Annotated in this window: 18 protein-coding genes; 15 read left to right on the top strand and 3 right to left on the bottom strand. The window is 62.2% G+C overall.

All coding sequences use genetic code 11. From position 1 onward, the window contains the following. Positions 1 to 68: 68 nt before the first annotated feature. The 7 genes from MXA07_RS13970 to speB all read left to right on the top strand — a co-directional run bounded on the left by MXA07_RS13970 (position 69) and on the right by speB (position 7,159). On the top strand, positions 69 to 422 hold the full coding sequence (locus tag MXA07_RS13970) for an Hsp20/alpha crystallin family protein (protein ID WP_247729205.1): 354 nt from the start codon (positions 69 to 71) through the stop codon (positions 420 to 422). A gap of 74 nt (positions 423 to 496) precedes the next feature. Continuing rightward, positions 497 to 2,113: an ABC1 kinase family protein gene (locus tag MXA07_RS13965; RefSeq protein WP_247731760.1), complete on the top strand. Its 1,617-nt coding sequence runs from the start codon at positions 497 to 499 to the stop codon at positions 2,111 to 2,113. 101 nt (positions 2,114 to 2,214) lie between these two features. Beyond that, entirely contained in the window at positions 2,215 to 3,285 is a 1,071-nt protein-coding gene (locus MXA07_RS13960; protein WP_247729204.1) for an enolase-like domain-containing protein, read from the top strand. A 122-nt stretch (positions 3,286 to 3,407) separates the two neighbouring features. Continuing rightward, complete coding sequence (locus tag MXA07_RS13955; protein WP_247729203.1) at positions 3,408 to 4,520, top strand: aminotransferase class I/II-fold pyridoxal phosphate-dependent enzyme; 1,113 nt, start codon at positions 3,408 to 3,410, stop codon at positions 4,518 to 4,520. 169 nt (positions 4,521 to 4,689) lie between these two features. Continuing rightward, positions 4,690 to 5,808, top strand: coding sequence for a zinc-dependent alcohol dehydrogenase family protein (locus MXA07_RS13950; RefSeq protein ID WP_247729202.1), 1,119 nt, complete (start codon positions 4,690 to 4,692; stop codon positions 5,806 to 5,808). A gap of 122 nt (positions 5,809 to 5,930) precedes the next feature. Next, a complete protein-coding gene (locus MXA07_RS13945) occupies positions 5,931 to 6,305 on the top strand; it encodes a translation initiation factor IF-5A (protein WP_247729201.1) in 375 nt (124 codons plus the stop codon). Continuing rightward, entirely contained in the window at positions 6,305 to 7,159 is an 855-nt protein-coding gene (gene speB / locus MXA07_RS13940) for an agmatinase (protein ID WP_247729200.1), read from the top strand. The genes MXA07_RS13945 and speB overlap by 1 nt, the downstream gene beginning before the upstream one ends. A gap of 66 nt (positions 7,160 to 7,225) precedes the next feature. Here the strand turns inward: speB and MXA07_RS13935 are convergent, their stop codons facing one another. Both MXA07_RS13935 and MXA07_RS13930 read right to left on the bottom strand, forming a co-directional pair. Further along, positions 7,226 to 7,666: a DUF2391 family protein gene (locus MXA07_RS13935; protein WP_247729199.1), complete on the bottom strand. Its 441-nt coding sequence runs from the start codon at positions 7,664 to 7,666 to the stop codon at positions 7,226 to 7,228. 120 nt (positions 7,667 to 7,786) lie between these two features. Continuing rightward, a complete protein-coding gene (locus MXA07_RS13930) occupies positions 7,787 to 8,731 on the bottom strand; it encodes an acetamidase/formamidase family protein (protein ID WP_247729198.1) in 945 nt (314 codons plus the stop codon). A 194-nt stretch (positions 8,732 to 8,925) separates the two neighbouring features. Here MXA07_RS13930 and MXA07_RS13925 point away from each other — a divergent pair, with 194 nt between their 5' ends. From MXA07_RS13925 to MXA07_RS13900, 6 genes are all read left to right on the top strand, one after another. After that, entirely contained in the window at positions 8,926 to 9,228 is a 303-nt protein-coding gene (locus MXA07_RS13925) for a ribbon-helix-helix domain-containing protein (protein WP_247729197.1), read from the top strand. 1 nt (position 9,229) lies between these two features. Next, positions 9,230 to 9,742, top strand: a complete 513-nt coding sequence (locus MXA07_RS13920) for a PIN domain-containing protein (RefSeq protein ID WP_425492223.1) — start codon at positions 9,230 to 9,232, stop codon at positions 9,740 to 9,742. Between the two features lie 74 nt (positions 9,743 to 9,816). Then, positions 9,817 to 10,584, top strand: a complete 768-nt coding sequence (locus MXA07_RS13915) for a Nif3-like dinuclear metal center hexameric protein (RefSeq protein ID WP_247729195.1) — start codon at positions 9,817 to 9,819, stop codon at positions 10,582 to 10,584. A gap of 117 nt (positions 10,585 to 10,701) precedes the next feature. After that, on the top strand, positions 10,702 to 12,993 hold the full coding sequence (locus tag MXA07_RS13910) for a PAS domain S-box protein (RefSeq protein WP_247729194.1): 2,292 nt from the start codon (positions 10,702 to 10,704) through the stop codon (positions 12,991 to 12,993). Positions 12,994 to 13,219: 226 nt separating this feature from the next. Then, positions 13,220 to 14,260 (top strand): DUF7961 domain-containing protein, encoded by a 1,041-nt coding sequence (locus tag MXA07_RS13905; RefSeq protein WP_247729193.1) that lies wholly within the window; start codon positions 13,220 to 13,222, stop codon positions 14,258 to 14,260. Between the two features lie 346 nt (positions 14,261 to 14,606). Further along, positions 14,607 to 16,349, top strand: a complete 1,743-nt coding sequence (locus MXA07_RS13900; protein WP_247729192.1) for a DUF2254 family protein — start codon at positions 14,607 to 14,609, stop codon at positions 16,347 to 16,349. 99 nt (positions 16,350 to 16,448) lie between these two features. Here the strand turns inward: MXA07_RS13900 and MXA07_RS13895 are convergent, their stop codons facing one another. Then, the gene (locus MXA07_RS13895) at positions 16,449 to 17,768 is read right to left on the bottom strand and encodes a hypothetical protein (protein ID WP_247729191.1); all 1,320 of its coding nucleotides are present in this window, start codon (positions 17,766 to 17,768) and stop codon (positions 16,449 to 16,451) included. Between the two features lie 306 nt (positions 17,769 to 18,074). Between MXA07_RS13895 and MXA07_RS13890 the strand changes: the two genes are divergently transcribed. Both MXA07_RS13890 and MXA07_RS13880 read left to right on the top strand, forming a co-directional pair. After that, a complete protein-coding gene (locus MXA07_RS13890; RefSeq protein ID WP_247729190.1) occupies positions 18,075 to 18,782 on the top strand; it encodes a rhomboid family intramembrane serine protease in 708 nt (235 codons plus the stop codon). Positions 18,783 to 19,537: 755 nt separating this feature from the next. Then, positions 19,538 to 20,053, top strand: coding sequence for a hypothetical protein (locus MXA07_RS13880; protein ID WP_247729188.1), 516 nt, complete (start codon positions 19,538 to 19,540; stop codon positions 20,051 to 20,053). The last annotated feature ends 338 nt before the right edge of the window (positions 20,054 to 20,391 follow it).

The raw sequence follows: 20,391 nt of genomic DNA, 5'->3' as shown, positions 1-20,391 counted from the left end.
CCGACCGGTCAGTGCGACCTGGTGACACGATCGCGGCCTTTTTCGTCTCCCGGTTCGAAGAGCGACCGATGGCTGCTCTCCGCGACGCCCTTCGAACCCTCCCCAGCGACGTGTTCTACGACCTGCTCGAGGACGAGGGGTCCTACCTCCTCGTCATCGACGTTCCGGGCGTCTCCGCGACGTCCGTCGACGTCTCCACCGACGACGGGACGCTCGTGATCGAGGCGACTCGCGATCGGACCCACCCCGACGATTACGAGTACGTCGAACGGAATCGCGCCGACGACCGGGAGCTTCGGCTGTCGCTTCCCGACGGCCTCGCGGACCCGGCGATCGAGACGACCGTCGAGCGGGGTGTGCTCCGGGTGCAGATTCCGAAACCCGACGAGACCGAGATCGACGTCGTCGAGGAATCCGAGTAACCGGGGTGAGCACGCTGGGACGACTTCGCGCGTACGGTCGCTTTCTGATCGTCTGCTGGCGATTCCTCCCCCTGCTGTGGGCGTTCGCCCGCGACCGTCGACGATTCGTCCTGTTCGGCCGGCCCCGAACCGTCGCCGCAGAAACGCAGCGCCGGCGCGCCGAGGCCCTGCTCTCGATCCTCTTCGAGCTGGGGCCGACGTTCGTCAAACTCGGCCAGCTCCTCTCGAGCCGGCCCGACGTCCTGCCGCCCGTCTACCTCGACGTGCTCTCGGCGCTGCAGGACGAGGTGCCGCCGGCCGAATGGTCGGCCGCGGAGGCGGTGATCGAGGACGATCTCGGGCCCGTCGCCGATCGGTTCGACTCGTTCGATCGCGACCCGATCAGCGGCGCGAGCCTGGGCCAGGTCTACCGGGCGCGGCTCGACGGTGCGGACGTCGCGGTGAAGGTTCGTCGACCGGGCGTCGAGTCCCTCGTCGCGACCGATCTCCGGGTGCTCCACTGGACGATCCCGGTGTTACAGCGGTTCGTCGACGACGCGCGGGCGTACTCGCTCGAGACGCTGGCCGAGGAGTTCGACCGGACCATCCGCCAGGAGATGGACTACGAGCGCGAGGCGCGGATGCTCGAGACGATCGCCGGGAACTTCGCGGACGACCCGAGCGTCGTCTTCCCCGACGTGGTCGAAAGCCACTCGGGTGAACGGGTCCTCACCATGGAGTACGTCGAGGGAACCAAGATCACCGACGTCGAGACGCTCGACGAGCGGGGGATCGACCGCGTCGACCTCGCCGATCGCCTCCAGCGCGCCTACATGCAGATGGTCATCGAGGACGGCGTCTTTCACGCCGACCCGCACCCCGGCAACCTCGCCGTCGACGACGAGGGCCGCATCGTCTTCTACGACTTCGGCATGTCCGGCCGGGTCGATCCGTTCGTCCAGGACAAGATCGTCGACTTCTACGTCGCGATCGCCAGGCGCGACACCGACGCCGTCCTCGACGCCCTGATCGAGGTGGGGACGCTGAGCCCGGCGGCCGACCGCGCGGTGATGTCCGAGGTGCTCGAACTCGCCATCCAGGACGCCCGCGGCGAGGACGTCGACCAGCGCCGAGTTCAGAACATCGTCGCCCAGATCGAGGACTCGATCTACGAGTTCCCGTTTCGCCTGCCGCGCAACCTCGCGCTCGTCCTCCGGGTCGCGACCGTCGTCGAGGGCGTCTGCGTGACCCTCGACCCCGACTTCGACTTCATCGCGACGGCGACGTCGTTTCTCACCGAGCGCGGGTATCGCGAGGAGACCGCCCGCGCCTACCTCGAGGAGGCCGGCGAGCAGCTCCGCGAGTCGGCGGCCGCGACGGTCCGGATCCCGCCGAAAGCCGAGGCCGCGCTCGACCGCGTCGAGCGGGACGACCTGTACGTGCAGGCGGGCCTGTCCGATCCCGACGGACTCCTCGACGACCTCGCGAGGCGGATCGTCTACGGCCTCTCGTTCGCCGCCGGCGTCGTCACGGCCGGGATCGGCGTCGCGCTCGACGCGATCGCGGTCGCCGTCGTGGGCGGTGGGCTGGTTCTCGTGGCGGCGATCGCGCTTCGTCGGTCCTTCCGGGAGCGCGAGGGGATCAGCGCGCAGCCGCAGTTCACCCGCCAGCGCCTGCGGAGCCGGCGGCGAGAACGGGAGGACGAAGACTGACGCCGCCACCCCGATTTGGCACGGGATCGATCGCCGTCGGGAACGCCTCGAGCCCGATCGACGTCGGGAACGCCTTTGCGCCTGGCCGTCTCAGTGCCCCTATGGACTACGATCGGCTGGCCGACCTGCCGCTCGCGATCGAGGACGTCTCGCTCTCCCGGCGCGAACGCGAGACGTCGAGCGACTTCACCCGGGTGACGACGATCGTCTCGCTGTCGGGCTCAGGCCCGAGCGGCGAGCCCGTGACCGGGCGGGGCGAGGACGTCACCTACGACGCCGACGAACACGATGCGCTCGCGCGGACGGGCCTGCCCGACCTCGCCGGCGAGTACGACTCGATCCACTCGTTCTCCGCTCACGTGAGCGATCTCGATCTGTTCCCGGCCGGCGCACCGACCCGGGACGCGTTTCGCAACTACCGGCGGTGGGGCGTCGAGAGCGCGGCGCTCGACCTCGCCCTCCGCCAGGCGGGGACCGACCTGGCGAGCGCGGTCGATCGCGACCCGGCGCCGATGCACTTCGTCGCCAGCACCCGGCTCGGCGACCCGCCGACGACCGACCGGGTCGACGAGCTCCTCGAACGCGTTCCCGACGTCGAGTTCAAACTCGATCCCACGGACGAGTGGACCGACGACGTGATCGACGCGCTGGTCGAGACCGACGCCGTCCGGATCCTCGACCTCAAGGGCCACTACGAGGGGACCGACGTCGACAATCCGGGCGATCCGGAGCTGTACGAACGGCTCTTCGAGGCGTTCCCGGACGCCGTGATCGAGGATCCGGCCCTCACCGAGGAGACGCGACCCCTGTTCGAGGACCCGGCCGTCCGCGAGCGGGTCTCGTGGGACGCGCCGATCCACGGCCTCGACGACGTTCGCGACCTGCCGTTCGAACCCGCGCGGCTGAACGTCAAGCCCTCCCGGTTCGGCTCGCTCGGATCGCTCTTCGAGACGCTCGCGTACGGCCGCGAGAACGACATCCGGCTGTACGGCGGCGGGCAGTTCGAACTCGGCGTGGGTCGCGGCCAACTCCAGCTGCTCGCCTCCCTGTACTACCCCGACGGTCCGAACGACGTCGCGCCGCGGGCCTACAACCGTCCCACGGTGCCCGACGAGCTGCCGGCGTCCCCGCTCTCGCCGCCGAGTGACGCGACCGGGTTCCGGTGGGCGTGAGTTCGGCGAACCGGGCTCGGTCGCCCCGCCGCTCGGGACTACCCGTAGTCGATTTCCCGACCACCTTTGTTCGCTTGCCCGTGACCGTACCTACTTGCCCGCTGGGACCCGTAGACCCCGACATGCAGATCGAACCGTTCGGCCTCGAACGCTGGTTCGACGAGTACGAACACGACGCGGACGTCATGCTCGCCGAGAGCGGCATCCGCAGCCTCTCGGCGGAGCGCTTCGACACCGATCCCGGCGAGCTGGGGTACGTGATTCCGACCGACGGCGACCCCGACTTCCGGGCCGACGTGGCCGCCCGATACGATCGCGGCCCGGACGAAATCTGTTTCACCTGCGGCACGCAGGAGGCGAACTTCCTCGCGTTTCTGGGACTGCTCGACGCGGATGGTCCCGGTGACGCGACTGGGTCCGGGGCGGCGACTGGCCTCGCCACCGGCGCCCACGCGGTCGTCGTCACGCCGACGTACCAGGCCCTCCACGCCGTCCCGGAGGCGATCGGGTCGGTCACCCGGGTCGACCTCGAGGCGCCGACCTGGGAACTCGACGTCGACGCGGTCGCCGCGGCGGTGACCGACGAGACGACCGTCGTCGTACTCAATAACCCGAACAACCCGACGGGGCGCTACCACCCGCAGTCGGTCGTCGACGAGGTAGCCGAGATCGCCGCCGACCACGACGCCTACCTGCTCTGCGACGAGGTGTACCGCCTGCTCGCCGACGACCCCCTGGAGCCGGTCGCGGCGCGCTACGACCGCGGCATCTCGACGACGAGCCTGACGAAGGCCTACGGCCTGGCCGGGACGCGATTCGGCTGGCTGGTCGGGCCCGAACCCGTCGTCGCGGCCGCGGTGCGCTGGAAGGACTACACGACGATCTCGCCGAGTATCTTCGGCCAGCACGTCGCGAAACAGGCCCTGGGCGAGCGGGAGGACGAGATCCTGGCGGAAAACCGCGAGCTGGCGACCGAGAACCGGGCGATCGTCCGGGAGTTCCTCGCCGAACACGACCTGGAGTGGTACGATCCGGTCGGCGTGAACGGCTTCGTGACCGTCCCCGACGGGTTCGAGAACGGGACGGACTTCTGTCGTACGGTCGTCGAGGACGAGGGCGTCGTCCTCGCGCCCGGCGAGTACTTCGGCCACCCCGAGTACTTCCGGATCGGGTTCGGGTTGCCGACGGCCGAACTGCGGACGGGTCTGGAGCGAGTCGGTCGCGTGATCGGGTGAGACCGGCGCGGTGAGCGGGCCGGATGATCGAGCGACCCGCACGCACCCGAGCGCTCACCCGCAGAACCTCGTCCCGGCCACCCGTAGAACCCCGTCTCCCGGTCACCCGCAGAACCTCGTCCCGGCCACCCGCAGAACCCCTTTACCCGCCCGGCGACGATGCGAGCGTATGCGCGCAGCAGTGCTCGACGACTACGGCGAGGCGCTCGCGATCCGTGACGTCGATCCGCCCGACCCGGCGCCCCACGGCGTCGTGGTCGAAGTCGAAGCGTGCGGAATCTGTCGGAGCGACTGGCACGCCTGGATGGGCCACGGCGAGTGGGCCGACGACCGGGTCCCGCTCGGACAGATTCTGGGTCACGAACCCGCGGGACGCGTGATCGAGGTCGGTTCGCGAGTCGACACGCTCCGGGAGGGCGATCGGGTCGCCGTCCCGTTCAACCTCGGTGACGGTACCTGTCCGCACTGCCTCGACGGTCACGGAAACGTCTGTGAAGACGGGTGGGCGCTCGGATTCGAACCCGAGGCCCCAGGCGCGTTCGCCGAGCGGGTCCACGTTCCTCGCGCGGACTACAACGCCGTCTCCCTGCCCGACGGCGTCTCGGCGGCGTCGATGGCCGCCCTCGGCTGTCGGTACGTGACGGCGTTTCACGCGCTGGACCACCGCGCCGACGTCGGTGCAGGCACCCGGGTAGCCGTCCACGGTTGTGGTGGCCTCGGCCTGGCCGCGGTACAGATCGCCGACGCGCTCGGCGCGAGCGTCGTCGCCGTCGACGTCCGCGAGGAACCCCTATCGATGGCCGCGGCGCTGGGCGCCGACGAGACCGTCGACGCCAGCGGCGTGGCGGACGTCCCCGCGGCGATCTCGCGGCTCGTTCGCGACGACTCCGACCCGTCGGGGGCGCCCGCGGGTGCCGGTCCGGGCCCCGACGGCGGCGTCGACGTCTCGGTCGACGCGCTCGGGCGGGCCGAGACCTGTCGGAACAGCGTTCGATCGCTCCGGCCGCGCGGGACGCACGTGCAGCTGGGAATCACGACCGAGGCCGAACGCGGCGAGATCTCGCTCCCGATGGACGCCATCACGCGCTGGGAGATCTCGGTGCTCGGCTCGCGGGGGATGCCGCCGACGCGGTACGACGAACTGCTCCGCCTGATCGACGCCGGCAAACTGGATCCCGGTCGGCTGGTGACGAACCGCGTCTCGCTGAGCGACGTCTCGGATCGGCTCGCGGCGATGGGCGAGTACGAGATCAGCGGCGTCGAGGTCGTAACCGACTTATCGGCGTGACCGCCTCTGAATACGGCGTTCGCGGCTGTATTCGGGCGTCGCTGACCGCCGCGCCGCGGCCCCGGCATCGGGGGCCGGTCGGATTCAAACCGTTTATGGCGCTCGGTTGGATACGAGCGGGTATGGCGACACAGCAGCAGGAAGTTCGCGACCTCCAGGAAGGTGGCTACGTCATGATCGACGAGGCGGCGTGTCAGATCAACGCCTACTCGACCGCGAAGCCGGGCAAACACGGTAGCGCGAAGGCCCGCATCGAAGCGAAAGGCGTCTTCGACGAGAAGAAGCGCTCGCTCAGCCAGCCGGTCGACGCCAAGATCCGCGTCCCGATCATCGAGCGAAAGCAGGGCCAGATCGTCTCCGTCGACGGCGACGACATGCAGGTGATGGATCTGGAGAGCTACGAGACGTTCACCATGCGGGTTCCCGAGGACGTCGACGCCTCGCCCGACGACGAGATCGAATTCCTCGAGATGGAAGGAAAGCGCAAGATCGTCTGATGTTTCCCGGGGCGACCGCCGAGCGCGGAGACGCGAACTTCGTGATCGTCGGCGCGCCCCTGGACGCGTCGACGACCTTCGAGCCGGGAACCCGCTTCGGGCCCCGGCGCGTGCGCCAGTTTGCGGAGACGTTCGACGATTACGATCACCGGACGGATCAGCACTTTTCGACGCTCGGCGTCGCCGACGGCGGCGACGTCCGCGCCTGGGACGACGTTTCCGAGTACCTCGACTACCTCGAGGGGACCCTGCGCGACGTCGCCTGGGACGAGGCCGTCCCGGTCGCGATCGGCGGCGAACACACCATCTCGCTCGCGGGCGCGAGAGCGACCGAACCCGACGTCCTCGTCTGTCTCGACGCGCACCTCGATCTGCGCGACGAGTACGGCGGCAACCCGCTCAGCCACGCCTGCGTGACCCGCAGAATCCTCGAGGATCAGGACCTCGGGGTGGACGAGGCGATCATCCTGGGTGCGAGGACCGGGTGCGAGGCCGAGTGGGAGCGAGCTGCGGCCGACGACGTCACCGTCGTCCCGCCGGAGTCGGTTCGCGAGTGGCTCGACGAGACCGACGTCGACGCCCTGCTCGCCGATCGGGAGACCTATCTCAGCGTCGACATCGACGGCGCGGATCCGGCCTACGCGCCCGGGACGGGAACCATGGAGCCGTTCGGACTCGCCCCCCGCGAGCTGCGTGAGGCGGTTCGGGCCGTCGCGCCGTCCGCGACGGGGTTCGACGTCGTCGAGGTCAACGATCGCGACGACGGTCAGGCGGCGTCGCTCGCTGCGAAGTTACTCAAGGAGTTCGTCTACACGCACGCGGCTAGAGCCGGGCCGGTCGCGTCAACGCGGTAACGGGTCGGTCGCAGCAGCAGGTGCGGTGCGATCACACTCGGGCCGTCCTCGGTGGGACGCTGTCCCCTATAGCACCGAGTCGGCCGTCGATGCGCCGACGACGCTGAAGATCGAGCCGACGCTGATCGCCTTCGCGGTGGTCTCGAGCGTCGGGGTGGACAGGAGGGAGCCACCGACGAAGACGTCCGGGGCGTCGAGTAGCAGCGCCAGGATCGTCACGGAGCCGAACGAGATGACCATCAGCGAAATGAACCGGAGCGGGATGCCGGCGACTTCGTGCTCTGCGTCTGCATCCCGCTCGTCATTGGCCTTGTACAGACTGGCGTAGCCGATGGCGAAGACGACGGTGACGGTGAGGAGTCCCTGGATCGCGTTCATGCTCGCTGCGAGGTCCCAGACCTCAGCGGTGACGACGAACGGCCCGGCGAGAAGGAAGCCGCCGACCAGCTGCTGGGCGACGTCGGCCAACTTGAACTGCGGGGGCCGACGAAACCGACTCGCATTCATGCGCAGGTCTTCGCAGGGCGCCCTCAAAGCGGTGGTGGTCGACGGTCGGCGAGTCCGTTTGGTCTCGCCGCGGCGCCGTGACCCGTACGTCGACACCGCGTGGGGCCCGCCGAGGCGGCCTCAGAACGGCCCGCGACAGTGCGTCTTCGGGATCGCGTTGCGGACGGTGACCAGCGGGTCGACGACCTGGCTGATCTCCAGCCCGCCGACGAGACTCGAGAACATGTAGGCCTCCGTCGGGTCGAAGCCGTGCTCGGCGGCGAGCAGGTCGATCGCGTCCAAGTTTGCCAGTTCACACGCCGCCTCCATCGTCTCGGCGCTGGCGACGGTCTTCCAGGTCTCGGCGGTCTCGATCAGCGGTCGGTCGAGGTCGACCGCGACGTCGTCGCCGTCGATCACCGCGACGGTGACGTCGATATCGGTCGCGATCTCGGCGCCGGTGCCGCACATCTCGCCGTCGGCCATCGCGGCTTTGCTGTCGCCCATCGCGAGCATCGCGCCATCCTGGAAGACGGGGAAGTAGATCGTGTTGCCAGCCGAGACGTCGGTCGTGTCGAGGTTGCCGCCGTGATCGTGGGGCACGAGCGTGGTGTAGGACTCGCTCGCTGGCGCGACGCCGATGGTCCCGATGCAGGGATCGACCGCGACCTCGTGATCGCCGAACTCGATCACCGTATCGGTGACCGCCTCGGCGTCGGGTGACGTGTCGTCCGCGACCGGTGTGACGGTCGTCCGCGGCGCCTCGATCTCCTCGCGGCCGTCGAGCAGGCCGAAGCCGTCGATCGTGACGACGCGACCGCGATCCTCGGCGAGGCGGACGGCCTCGATCTCGACGGCCAGCACGTCCCCGGGTTCGGCGCCCGAGACCGCGATCGGTCCCGTCGCGGCGTTGACCTCCTCGGGGACCGATTCGATCAGATCCTCGTCCGTCTGGACCGCCCCGTCCAGGCTGTCCCGCGTCTCGATCGTGATCTGGGTGCCCGAGTCGACGGTGGCGATCGGGTCGAGATCCGGCGTGAACTCGTAGATCGCGCCCTCCTCGTGAGAGACTGTCTCGCGTGGCATGGTCGAGGGTTCGACGCGGCGTGTCAAAAGTGGTCGTTTCGCGGAGGTCGAAGCGGCCAGTTTTGGATCACACTGGCGGCGACAGCGGGTCAGATTCTGTGTCAGCGGCAATCGAACAAGTGATTTCCAGAGAAGACGTACTCGAACGACCCTAGCTTTTTCTCCCTGTACGTACAACGTACCCACAACGACCCATGGGAACGACACGAGCTAACTTCCGACTTCCGGAGGAACTCCTCGAAAAGGCCGACATCGCCGCGGAGATTACCCACCGGAACCGAACGGAAATCGTAACGGAAGCGCTTCGCGAGTATCTCTCGGATATCGAGGACGACGAATCGTTCAACGAAGCAGTCGTCGAACTCTACCTCGACGATGAAATCCAATTCGAAACCTTGAGTACGTTTATCGGTCGCCAGGACGCCGAATCCGTCCGCTCGTCGAAGGCTATTCTCGACCAGGGTGACGAGCTGGCTGACGAGATGGCCTCCCTGTAGGATGATCGTCGCCGACACTAGCGCGCTCGTCTCACTGTCCTGTGGTGACGTTCTCGTGATCTGGCTCGACGAATTCGATGTCCACACGAGTCGATGCGTCCTGGATGAACTCGAATCGACGGCGGCGTACGACGATACTCACGGACGAGCGGCGGCAGCTGTGACCGAGAACGTAGAGCGCGTGACGGTACACGACACGACAGGTACCGTCGTCGAGACGTCACGAATCGACCGGGGAGAAGGCACCTGCGTCGCTCTCTGTAACGCACTCGACGCCTCGTTTCTCGTCACCGACGATTTCCGTGCGTTGCCGGAACTCGAACGACTAACCGAGGCGCGGGTCGCGATCTCCCCCATCGTCCTCTCCGCGCTGGTCAAACGAGGACGGCTTCGAGCCGACGAAGCGGATCGACGACTGGAACGGATCGCCGAAGACCGCGATTGGCTCGGACGACCGATCTATCACCGTGCACGAACGCTGCTCGAAGATGATCGGACGGAAGAAACCGAATAGGAGGGTCGTTCTGGTGAGGACACGTATCGGCCCAGATCCAATCGACTAACACGCCCGCCGCCCAATCCACGCCCATGCACCTCACCGAACTCGTCGACCGACTCGACGAGGAGCTGCGAACGGCCGACTACGCGGACCTGGACGCGAGCGCGAACGGCCTGCAGGTCGGGCCCGAGGAGGCCGACATCGAGCGCGTCGCGTTCGCGGTCGACGGCGTCCGCGAGACGATCGCGGCGGCGGCCGACGCGGATGCGGACCTGCTCGTCACCCACCACGGCCTCTCGTGGGGCGGCATCGAGCGCGTCACCGGCCGTCAGTACGGGCGCATCGCGCCGCTGATCGAGAACGATCTCGCGCTGTACGTCTCGCACCTGCCGCTGGACGGCCACCAGGAACTGGGCAACGCCGCCGGGGTGGCGGACGTTCTCGGGCTGACCGACCGGGAGCCCTTCGGCGAACTCGGCCCGGAGTACGTCGGTCAGCGCGGCGTCGCGACAGATGCGTTCGCGCCCGGGGAGCTTCGGGACACGCTCGCAGACGAGCTGGACACCGGTGCGGGAGGCGTCCGGCTGCTCGACTTCGGGCCCGACCGGATCGAGAACGTGGCGGTGCTGACCGGCAGCGGCACCGACTGGCTCGACGAGGCCGTCGCTGCGGAGGTCGACGCGCTGATCACGGGCGAGGGGAAGGGGAAGGTCTACCACGAAGCCCGAGAGGCCGGGATTCACGTCGTGCTCGCCGGGCACTACGCGACGGAGACCTTCGGCGTGCGGTCGTTGCAAGCGCTGGTCGACGACTGGGGACTGGAGACGACGTACCTCGACGTGCCGACGGGGTTGTAGGTACACGGCGGACCGATTCGCTCGGAGCCGATCGTTCACACTCGCGAATCCTGGTCCTGGGACGGGGCGCCGACGAAAAACCGCGCTTCGGCCACGAGACTATTAACGTGGCGCGACGTGACCCCCGTATCCATCGAGATGGTTGAGACCCCCACTACGACAACCGCTCCCAATCGGGACGAGGCGGTATCGGTCCACTACGTCGGCGCCTCCGACGAACTCCCCCTCGCACTGGAACGGGCCGCGGACCGGCTCTCGGTCTCGCGGGCACCCGACCCGGAACCCGTCCTCGAGGCCGTCCGCGCTCGCGAGGTCGACTGCGTCGTCCTCGAGACGAGTTCCCTCGCGAATCCGATCGACGTAATCGAGGCAATCGTTGCGGTCCCCGCTCGAATCCCCGTCGCCGTCGTCACCGACGATGAGTCCCTGGCCGCGGCCGCGATCGATACCGGTGCGATCGTGTGCATCGGCACGGAGGCGGCCGCCGACGGCCGCCGACTCGCGTCACAGCTCTGCCGGGCGATCGATCGCCTCACGGACCGACACGCCCTCGAGCGCGACCGGGCCAGGTTCAGGGCATTCACCGAGGATAGCGACTTCGGCGTGGTGACGATCGACGACCGGAGCCGGATCCGATACGCGAACGAGACCCTCGGTGACATACTCGGGTACGACGCGTCGGCGCTCGAAGGCGAATCGCTCGCCACGCTGATGCCCGACTCACACCGGGACGAACACTTCGAGGCGATCGCGTCCTACCTCCGAACCGGCGAGCGGACGCTCGACTGGTCGCTTGTCGAGCTGCCCGCACGCCACGCCGACGGTCACGAGGTTCCGATCGCCGTGTCCTTCGGCGAGGCGACGGTGGGCGGGACCCACCAGTTCACCGGCGTCATTCGCGACATCTCCGACCGGAAAGCGCTCGAACACGAACGGGACGAGATACTCGATCGCGTGGCCGACGGCTACCTCGCCGTCGATTCGGACGGTCGATGCGACCACGCCAACGACCGCGCTGCGGAACTGCTGGGTCGCCCCGTGGAAGAGCTGGTCGGTGATCCGATCGACTCGATCCTGCCGACCGACGACGGCTCCCTCGCCACCGACCTCGATCGCGTCCGCAGCGGAGGGACGGCCGTCCGGACGACCGAGTACGTCCCGGGGTCGAACCAGTGGCTCGAGATCCGCATCTACCCCGATCGAACGGGCCTCTCGGTTACGCTGTCGGACGTAACCGACCTGCGGCGTGCCGAGCGGGATCTGGAGGCGAACGTCTCCGCCCTGGAGGGGCTGTACGAGGTCGCGACCGATACGGCATCCGATTTCGAGGCGAAAATCACCACGTTGCTCGACCTCGGGCGCGAGCACCTCGACCTGCCGTACGGGTTCGTGACCCGGATCGAGGACGGCACGCAGTCGATCGTGCACGCGAAGAGCGATCACGACCGCCTCCAGCCCGGCGAGAGCTGCCCGCTCTCCGAAGCCTACTGTCGCAAGACGGTCGCGAGTGACGGGATCGTCACCGTCGCCGACGCCGTCGCCGAGGGGTGGGAGGACGATCCCGCCTACCAGGCGTTCGAACTCGGCAGTTACGTCGGATCGACCATCGTCGTCGACGGCGAAACCTGGGGAACGCTCTGTTTCGCCGCGACGGAGCCCCGCGGTCGGGCGTTCACCGACGCCGAACGAACGCTCGTGAAACTGTTCGCCCAGTGGCTGCGCTACGAACTGACCCGTCGGCGGACGATGCGCGAACTCGAGCGCCAGAACGAGCGCCTCGAAGAGTTCGCGGGGGTCGTCAGTCACGACCTCCGAAACCCGCTCACCGTGGCCCGCGGCTATCTCGAGACCGCCCGCGCCGATGGCGACGGCGCGGCCGAACCGCTCGCCGAGTGCGAGACGGCCCTCGACCGAATGGAAGCCATGATCGACGACCTGCTCGCGCTCGCTCGACAGGGCGAATCCGTCGCCGACGCCGAAGCGGTCGATCTCGGCCACGTCGCCGCGGCGGCCTGGGAGATGGTCGAAACCGACGGCGCCACACTTGACCTGTCCGTCGATACAATCATCCGCGCCGACCGCGACCGCCTCCAGGAGTGCTTCGAGAACCTCTTTCGAAACGCGCTCGAACACGGCGTTCCCGACGACGGGTCCACGGCGGAGCTGACCGTCACCGTCGGCGAGACCGACGACGGGTTCTTCGTCGCGGATTCGGGACCGGGGATCCCGCCCGACGAGCGCGAGACCGTCTTCGACGTGGGCTACACCACCGCGAGCGACGGGACCGGCTTCGGACTGGGTATCGTCTCGCGGATCGTCGACGCCCACGACTGGTCGATCGAAGCGGGCGAAAGCGATCAGGGTGGGGCCCGGTTCGACATCTCGGGCGTACGGTTCGTCGAGGACTGATCGCAGACGGCGACAGAGACTTAGGGACTTCGGGCGAAGTCGCGACCGGCCGATGACGACGCACCCGGGCCGAACCGGTCTCGGCAACCGGTGATGAGGAGCCCTATGAGTGCCGAGGCCACCGATTTACATGTACGAACCTCTCTGTGCGAGAACTATTTACTAAAATTCCTCCGAGGCCCGTCAGTGGGTAAGATACATTTGACTAACAGATAATCAAAGTATAATGTATCTCTACACACCGGAAGAAATCGACCGAGCGCGGGCACATCATCAGGCGGTTATTCAAGGCGCAGACGATCGTGACGTCAAACGTATCGGAAACCTCGGTGAACTTGCGTTCGAGCAGTTCTGTCGCGAGTACCTTCCGGTGGAAATGTGGGAGTGGCAAAACGAAGAGGCTATTCGTCGGTGCAATCCTGAAAGCTTCTCCGGGCACGACTTCGAAGTCTTCGGCTACGAAATCGACGTGAAAACGTCGCGCGATGTCTCTGCGTTCCGTCCTGCTGCCCTTCTGGAAAACGACCCGGACGACGACATCATAGTGATGGTCTGGCATCGAGACAACGAGGATGCTCTTATCCTCCTCGGCTGGGAACGGACTGAAACGCTCAAGTCGAAAGTGAAGACGCAGGAAGCGTACTCTGGTGAGGAACCTGAGAAACTGGCCCACCTGGCGGCTCGTCCGATGAACGAGTTACACGATCTGGGACCGAATACCGCTCATCTGAACCAGAAACCCGAGAATCCGTTCACGCCCGGTGACCGGGTTGTGAAGAAAGGCGACGATGATGGGTCGGTCGCGGTCGTCGTTGAGGTGTTACCGCCCGAGAAAAACACCACCGCTTACGGGCAGGAGATGGACGGTGAAGCGGTCAATGTCGCGTTCCCGGATATGCTTGATGAGGGTCCTGGCAACTGGCGCGAAATCCACCCGGCGAAGTTAGCTTCCTATTGTGATGATCAGAATATCAAACTCTACACCTACAAGCACACAAACCTCGAGTACCCAGAGAACCCGTTCACACCAGGAGATTACGTCATCAAGCCAGATTACGATGATCCCGATCTGGCAGTCGTTCTTGAAGCCGCTCAAGATGGAGAGGACGAGCGTGAAATCTCCATTGCATTCCTCAAACACCTCGAAAAGGAATGGGGCGATCAGACGTATGTGGCACCCGCCGATCTCCAGTCGCAGTGCGAAGAAGAAGGTATCAAGTCATACTCATATAAATATAGTGAGATCCGTTTCGAGCACCAGTACTGAACTAATGTTCGTAGGTGAAACGAGACACAGTGGACCGCCCTCAGATGCCAGTTTTTGAAGATGAATTCCAGGTTTTTACGGGTGGATCAGAGGCCCATGAGTACGTAGGATATATTTATTGTCGACCGTCGATCGATTTCCCCTCCGGATTATGAGTCATCAATTCCCGCGCTGTCGCCGTTTAAATCCTATCTGCCATCGTTAATACGGGTTCTAGCGACCAAACACATAATCACACCTACTAAGAATCGGTACTCGTCGTGTTCTCCAGTAGATTTCTCTATTGAACCCGAGGTAGCAAAATACAAGTCCACCGGATGGAAATTCTAGAAAAACCACCCAAATCATGACGCAGATCCTCTCACTTCAGTACTGGAAACGGTTTTTCGGAGAGCTCCCTAACAAATTGCTCTGGTTTTCTGTGATCGTCCCGGTTCTGTTTGCACTGCTTGGTTTGCTTCTCCGGTTTGGTTTTTCTGAGGAGAATACCAGATCCGTCCTGAATGCGCTTGCCACTACTCAAGCGGGTGTTCTTGCAATTGTCTTCTCTGTAACTGTCTTAGGCATTCAGCTAATCGCTCAGCGATATTCTCCTAGAATGATTCACCTGTTCACTGACGCCTCGGTTTTCAGATATACATTTGTGGTGTTTGTCTTCTCTATTGGCGTCGATCTTCTCTTGCTGTACAATGTCCCAGAATCAGCGTCGTCATTTACAGTGGGAGTCTATTTTGCGGGAGGACTTGCGATAGTTGCCGTTGGATCGTTGTACGTGTTCATCACCGAGATTCTAGAAAGGAGTACCCCTGAAGGAATTCTCAAGGCCTTTGCTGCAGACTTACAGCCAAAAAAGTACTATGCACAGGTTGAAGCTATGATAGAGGATGGAGTCGGTACTGTCCATCCCCTCCATCCGCTGTACTCACTTATTATGTCTGCAATCTCATCTAGTGAGTGGACAACTGCAGAGCGGGGGCTCAATCGGTTTGAACACGTGGCAACGAGGACTATCTCCGAATTAAGTGGGACTGGTGATCTTCAACTTAGAGGGAGTACTCAAGAGTCAAAAGAACTTGTCAAGAAGCCTTTAGACGAGTTTCTTCCGGAAATCGCTATTCACGCGTTTGAACATGGAGAGAATGAACTGCTCAAAGAGGCGATTTCAGTAATTACTGAAATCGGTGTTACTGGAGTAGATAATTACCGGAGTTTCATTGCAGCTGATGCAGCTTGGGGGGTATCAAATGCAATCCGTGAGGCGCCTAACGACACTGAGGGGAATTCTTTTCGAAAAGAGGGTTTCAGTGCATTCGCTAAGCTGTTGAAAGCCACCAGTAAACAACCAGATCCAAGAAATTTGAATCGGGTCTTGTCAGCGGCGGACCATCAAAAAGATCTGATTTTCCGCCGCAACCTTGACAAATGGGCGATGGATGATTTCATGCTCAGATACTTCGATGGAACTCTCAAGGATATCCACTCAAATATATTAGACTACTACGGAAGTCACCTACCAGAATTGGATGTCGACTGGACTTGGCAGTTCACTCCTCATGATCGAGCAAATGAGGAGCTGGTAAGAGCCTTTTTAGAGTGGAGGAACAGCTATGTTAAAACATCAAATCAGATACTCAAATACCGAAAGGAGAACGGTGAGTATCCAATTGCTGTTGCAAACTATTCATCCAGTTGGAAGAGGGTTTGTCTTGATGCCGCGAAAACGCCTGCCGAGGAATACGCTGTTCTCCTTTGTCAGGCATTTATTGAGACAGCTTATGAGGACTATTTGATCAATCAAGACACAAAGTGGCTCTGGCCAGACAGGCTTGCTAGAGTTATGTGGAACAGTGATCCAATCGTCGTACAAAAGGCATTTGAGAGATTACAGAGTGAGGGACGGACTGGAGTAGTAACACGGGAAGGTCACGGCCTGCCAAGTCAAAAAGTGGATGAAGGTAAGGCTAAGTATCAAAAGGTGTGTGAGAGTTTTACAGGGGGGAGTCCGCTCGGGTTCAGTGAATGGGTAGCAAACTTTGAAGAGCAAACTAACGACAGGTACTATAGCCTCCTTGACTCTGATGACAAATAGAACGACGCTATACACAGCGTCCATGGTACATGTAAGTTGTTCCTGTTCGTCCACGTAGACCACTACAGAACCCGTAATGATGCCATTTTTATCAAATAATTAATCTGGCGTCCTAAGCACAATTCTATTGGTAACCGTCCATGTTCCCTTACCCCTATCTCTAATTGCTGAATCGCCTTCGCTATCAAGCCGAATCAAAGTCACACAGGCCTCGCCCCCGGATTCATGACCAAGTGCATCAAGATCGATATTTACCGTAATATCAGTTCGAGCAGCACCAACATCGTCAATCTCTTTCAATTGGAACGACTGCAAATTCCAGTCCTCAAACTCTCGACGGATCTCCCCTGCCTCCTCACAATCACCGCTTTTCGGCTTTATTAAGGACTGGGCCATAAACCCATAGTTGGCCTTCTTCCAGTACGTTAAAAACTCTACTAAGGCCTGCTCTGGTGATCCTTCCGGATAGTCCTCGGGCTCACCACTGGAAGGCACATCCTCTCCGACAACCACTTCACGCGGCTGCCATTCATCAATTCCCTGCTTAATTTCCTCAGTCCGCTGAATAGTTCCATAGGTCTCCTGAATCATCTCCCATAAGGTCTGATCCTCTCCATCAGGGGCTTCCAGTTCATTTCTTTCAGCCTTCAACGCCCATTCGCGTAACGCAAAGAGTGCAACCCACGCCTTCGCTGCAACAGCCTTGTTGTCATAACCAAGGTCCATCCCGTGCATGATACCATTCCGATACGGAACATCGATCTTCTCCGTCCGAGTCTTGAAGCGTGACTCCAAATGCAGTTCCTGCAACCGCTCCAAACCCTTACTGTGGCCCACCAGAGAATTCCAGGCCTCTAACTGGGCCTCTTTACTCGACCAGTTCCGGCCATACCCATAAGCCTCCATATAGACCTCCTGCACGAACCCATCCATCAAAGCCAGAACAACAGGCACACAAGCATGATAACGGCCCTCTCTATAATCATCTAAGGCCTTCTCCGCAAGATCCATTCGAGGCCGAAAAGCGTCAACAGCCCGCATCCGTCTCAAATTAAACTCAACCGTATCCGGATCATAATGCGAAATCAGCACCTCCTCACCAGCTTCTATACCTTCGGCTTCCGCCTTCTCAACAGCCTCCTTCGCCTCCTCCAAATTCATATCCGCATAAATGATCCAACCCCGATCAGCAAACAAATCATTAAATTGATCAGGAATCGATCCCAGACCCTCCGCCTTCCGCTTCAACTCCTCAATATCTGCATCGTCCAAAGCCTCCTCAATACTCGCTACATCAACACCCAGCAAGCCCAGAAACGGCTTCAAGACAGGATACAATTTCTCGAATCGTGAAAAATACTGAGCCTGCGTCAACAACTCTTGGATCTGAGGTATATCCTTGATCTTCTGGCCTGACATTCAACTGAAACGCTAGCGAGAATTCGTTATAAAATCTCGTAGATGGTCAAGAGAGTGTTTTACAAATCAACTTGCTCGCCGTAGTGTTGATGGACTTCGGAAATGCGAAAACACCATATAGATAGACTCTATATCAGATAATAATGATACTGGTAAGTAGCTCATTGGTGTCGATTCTTCTTAAATAATAACGTAGTACTGGTAAGTCATTCCTGTTCGAGTGCCGAGGCCGAACTAATACCGAGAATCCGACCTCCATCGGATGGTTATTTTATATGTATGGCCGTGTCTTCCACATAACTGAGAATGTCTGGGAATCGGTCAAAAGTAACAACCTATTTTCAGAACGCTGTACTTTCTTCATCTATAGAATTCCTCGGTATAGCCAGTCGGTTACGGAATCAGGTCATAGCGACGCTCACCCTACTATCGCTGCTCGTGGCAATCTTCCAAGCAGAAGTCTTCGTTGCCAACGCTTTGGAGTTCTCAACATCGCGGGCGCTATTGGAATCGCTCTCCAGAGAGGCGAAAATCTTTCTCGCGGCAACGATCGGACCGTTCATCCACCAAGGACCAAGACACCTGACCGACAACCTTGGCGTCCTGCTTGTCGCTGGTGCCTACTTGGAATACCAGTACGATCGTAGCCGTCTCTACATATTCTACCTCGGAGTCGGCTATGTCGCAGCCTGGGCACCGCTTGCCATGGGATCAGTAGGATCGGTTGGAGCAAGCGGAGTTACATTCGGCCTCACGTCGTGGCTACTTGTCCATTCAATCAGCCGTCTGCTAGAAATGGGATATGGCGGTGCAATTGACTTGAGAACCTTCCACTCTGCCGCCGTCTTCTTTGGCCTCGTCAAAACTCAAGAAGCGGTTGCTATCCTCAGTAGGATGGATGGTGCTGATGACGTTACACACTTCTTCGGTGCCTTTATCGGATTGTTCCTCGGAATCAAATTCGCACTTGACTACCACGATATCAAAACTAGTTGGTCGATGTCGGGATCTTAGCTAGTTACCTTCTATATTAGATGAACAATGTTCTCAACCGGATGTGGTTGTAGCGATGACGGGCATCACCCGTCCTACGGTTCGCCAGTTTGTCGGGAGGTCGCTGCCCACTGCCGAGAAAAGTCGGACAAATTCATCCCGGCTGCACAATGCTCACAACAGTATCGCACGGAGTCTGCGTATTTCTCCGAAAGCGTGTCTGGTGGCACTACCTCGATCGTGAACAGGGACGTCGGTGCCACGGTGCGATCACACCGATAACACTCGCGATTGCAAGACGTCTCTCCGACTCCACCGCCCGATCCCTCGGCGGGTTTCATCCGAGACCACCGCGGTACAGTTCCCCAGGCCAGTTGGTGAACCTCGACACCCAATCCCCGGCTTCCGAAGTCAGCGACGAATAGCGATTCGACTCTCCGTACCACAGGCGTGCGAGACCTTTTTGTCTCGGAAGTGTGTTGCGTAACATGGCGACTAAATCCCCCGCTAGGGATTTGGAAGCCACGTCTCGGGTGTGCCAGCACCCGGGGCATTTCTACCCCCAGGGGAGCGCGTGACTTCCGTGCTGATAGTTGACGTGATGGGTAATATAATTACTGATAGCGCTCGGAATCAACCGCGCCACGACTGCCGTCGGGCACCCGTCGCTACGAGTCTCCCGATGACAAAATGTGGTCGTCCCTGCGGCGAACCCCTTTCAGAACGGTGCAACTGCTGAGTGGTTCTTTTCACCCGCTGTCGCGTAGCTCGCATCGATGCTCGGGACCGACGTTCGACCGACGATGGCTCGCCGACTCCGTCGGCGGCTCGGGCCCGCGATCGACAGGGTCGCAAAGCGGATCGGCCAGCCGGAGTACCACGTCTGGCCGAAGGGCTACGTCGCGACGGTCTCGCTCCCGATCGCGGCGGTGGAGGAGCGACTCCGCGACGCCGGCTTCGCCTGGGACCCGGTGAGCCTGTACCACTACACGCCGGTCGGCAACGATTCGGACGGCAGCTGGACGTACCGATCGTCGTGGCTCGCCGATCGCCAGCTCCACGTCGTCCTCTTCGAGCGGCGGGGCGATCGGACCGACGTCTACGCCCACGCCGAGTACAGCTGGCTCCGTCACCCGCTCAAACACGCCGAACAGGAGGCGATCCGGCGATCGACCGGCGTCGCGGCGATGCGGCGGGTGCTCGAGACGTGGGACGTCGAGTACACGCGCAAGTCGATCGTCACGCGAACCGCGCGACAGGCCCTGACGCGGCTTCGGGACGAACTCCGGTAGTTCTACCCCCGTTTTGAGCTACTCTAATAGGACAAGTACTCGGTCAGTCCTGGCCGTGTTGACGCTCTAATACTGCGCCTAACCACGTTCTCTGTCAGCTATCGCAGTGATGGAGACCGGAATTACCCGTCCGGCGACTCCCCTCCGTCGAGCACCTGCCTTCCACCGCCGGGAGACGTCGGGCAGGTTCATCCCGGCCGCACACTGCCCACAGCAGTACCGCACCCGATTTTCGTATTTCTCCGAAAGCGCGGCAGGAGGTTCGACCTCGACCGCGAAGCACGACGACGGCCCCACGCCGCGTTCACACCGGTAACACTCACGGTGGTTTGGCGATT

The organism is Halovivax limisalsi (assembly GCF_023093535.1).
Lineage (GTDB): Archaea > Halobacteriota > Halobacteria > Halobacteriales > Natrialbaceae > Halovivax > Halovivax limisalsi.
This window is presented reverse-complemented; position numbering and strand designations above follow the sequence as displayed.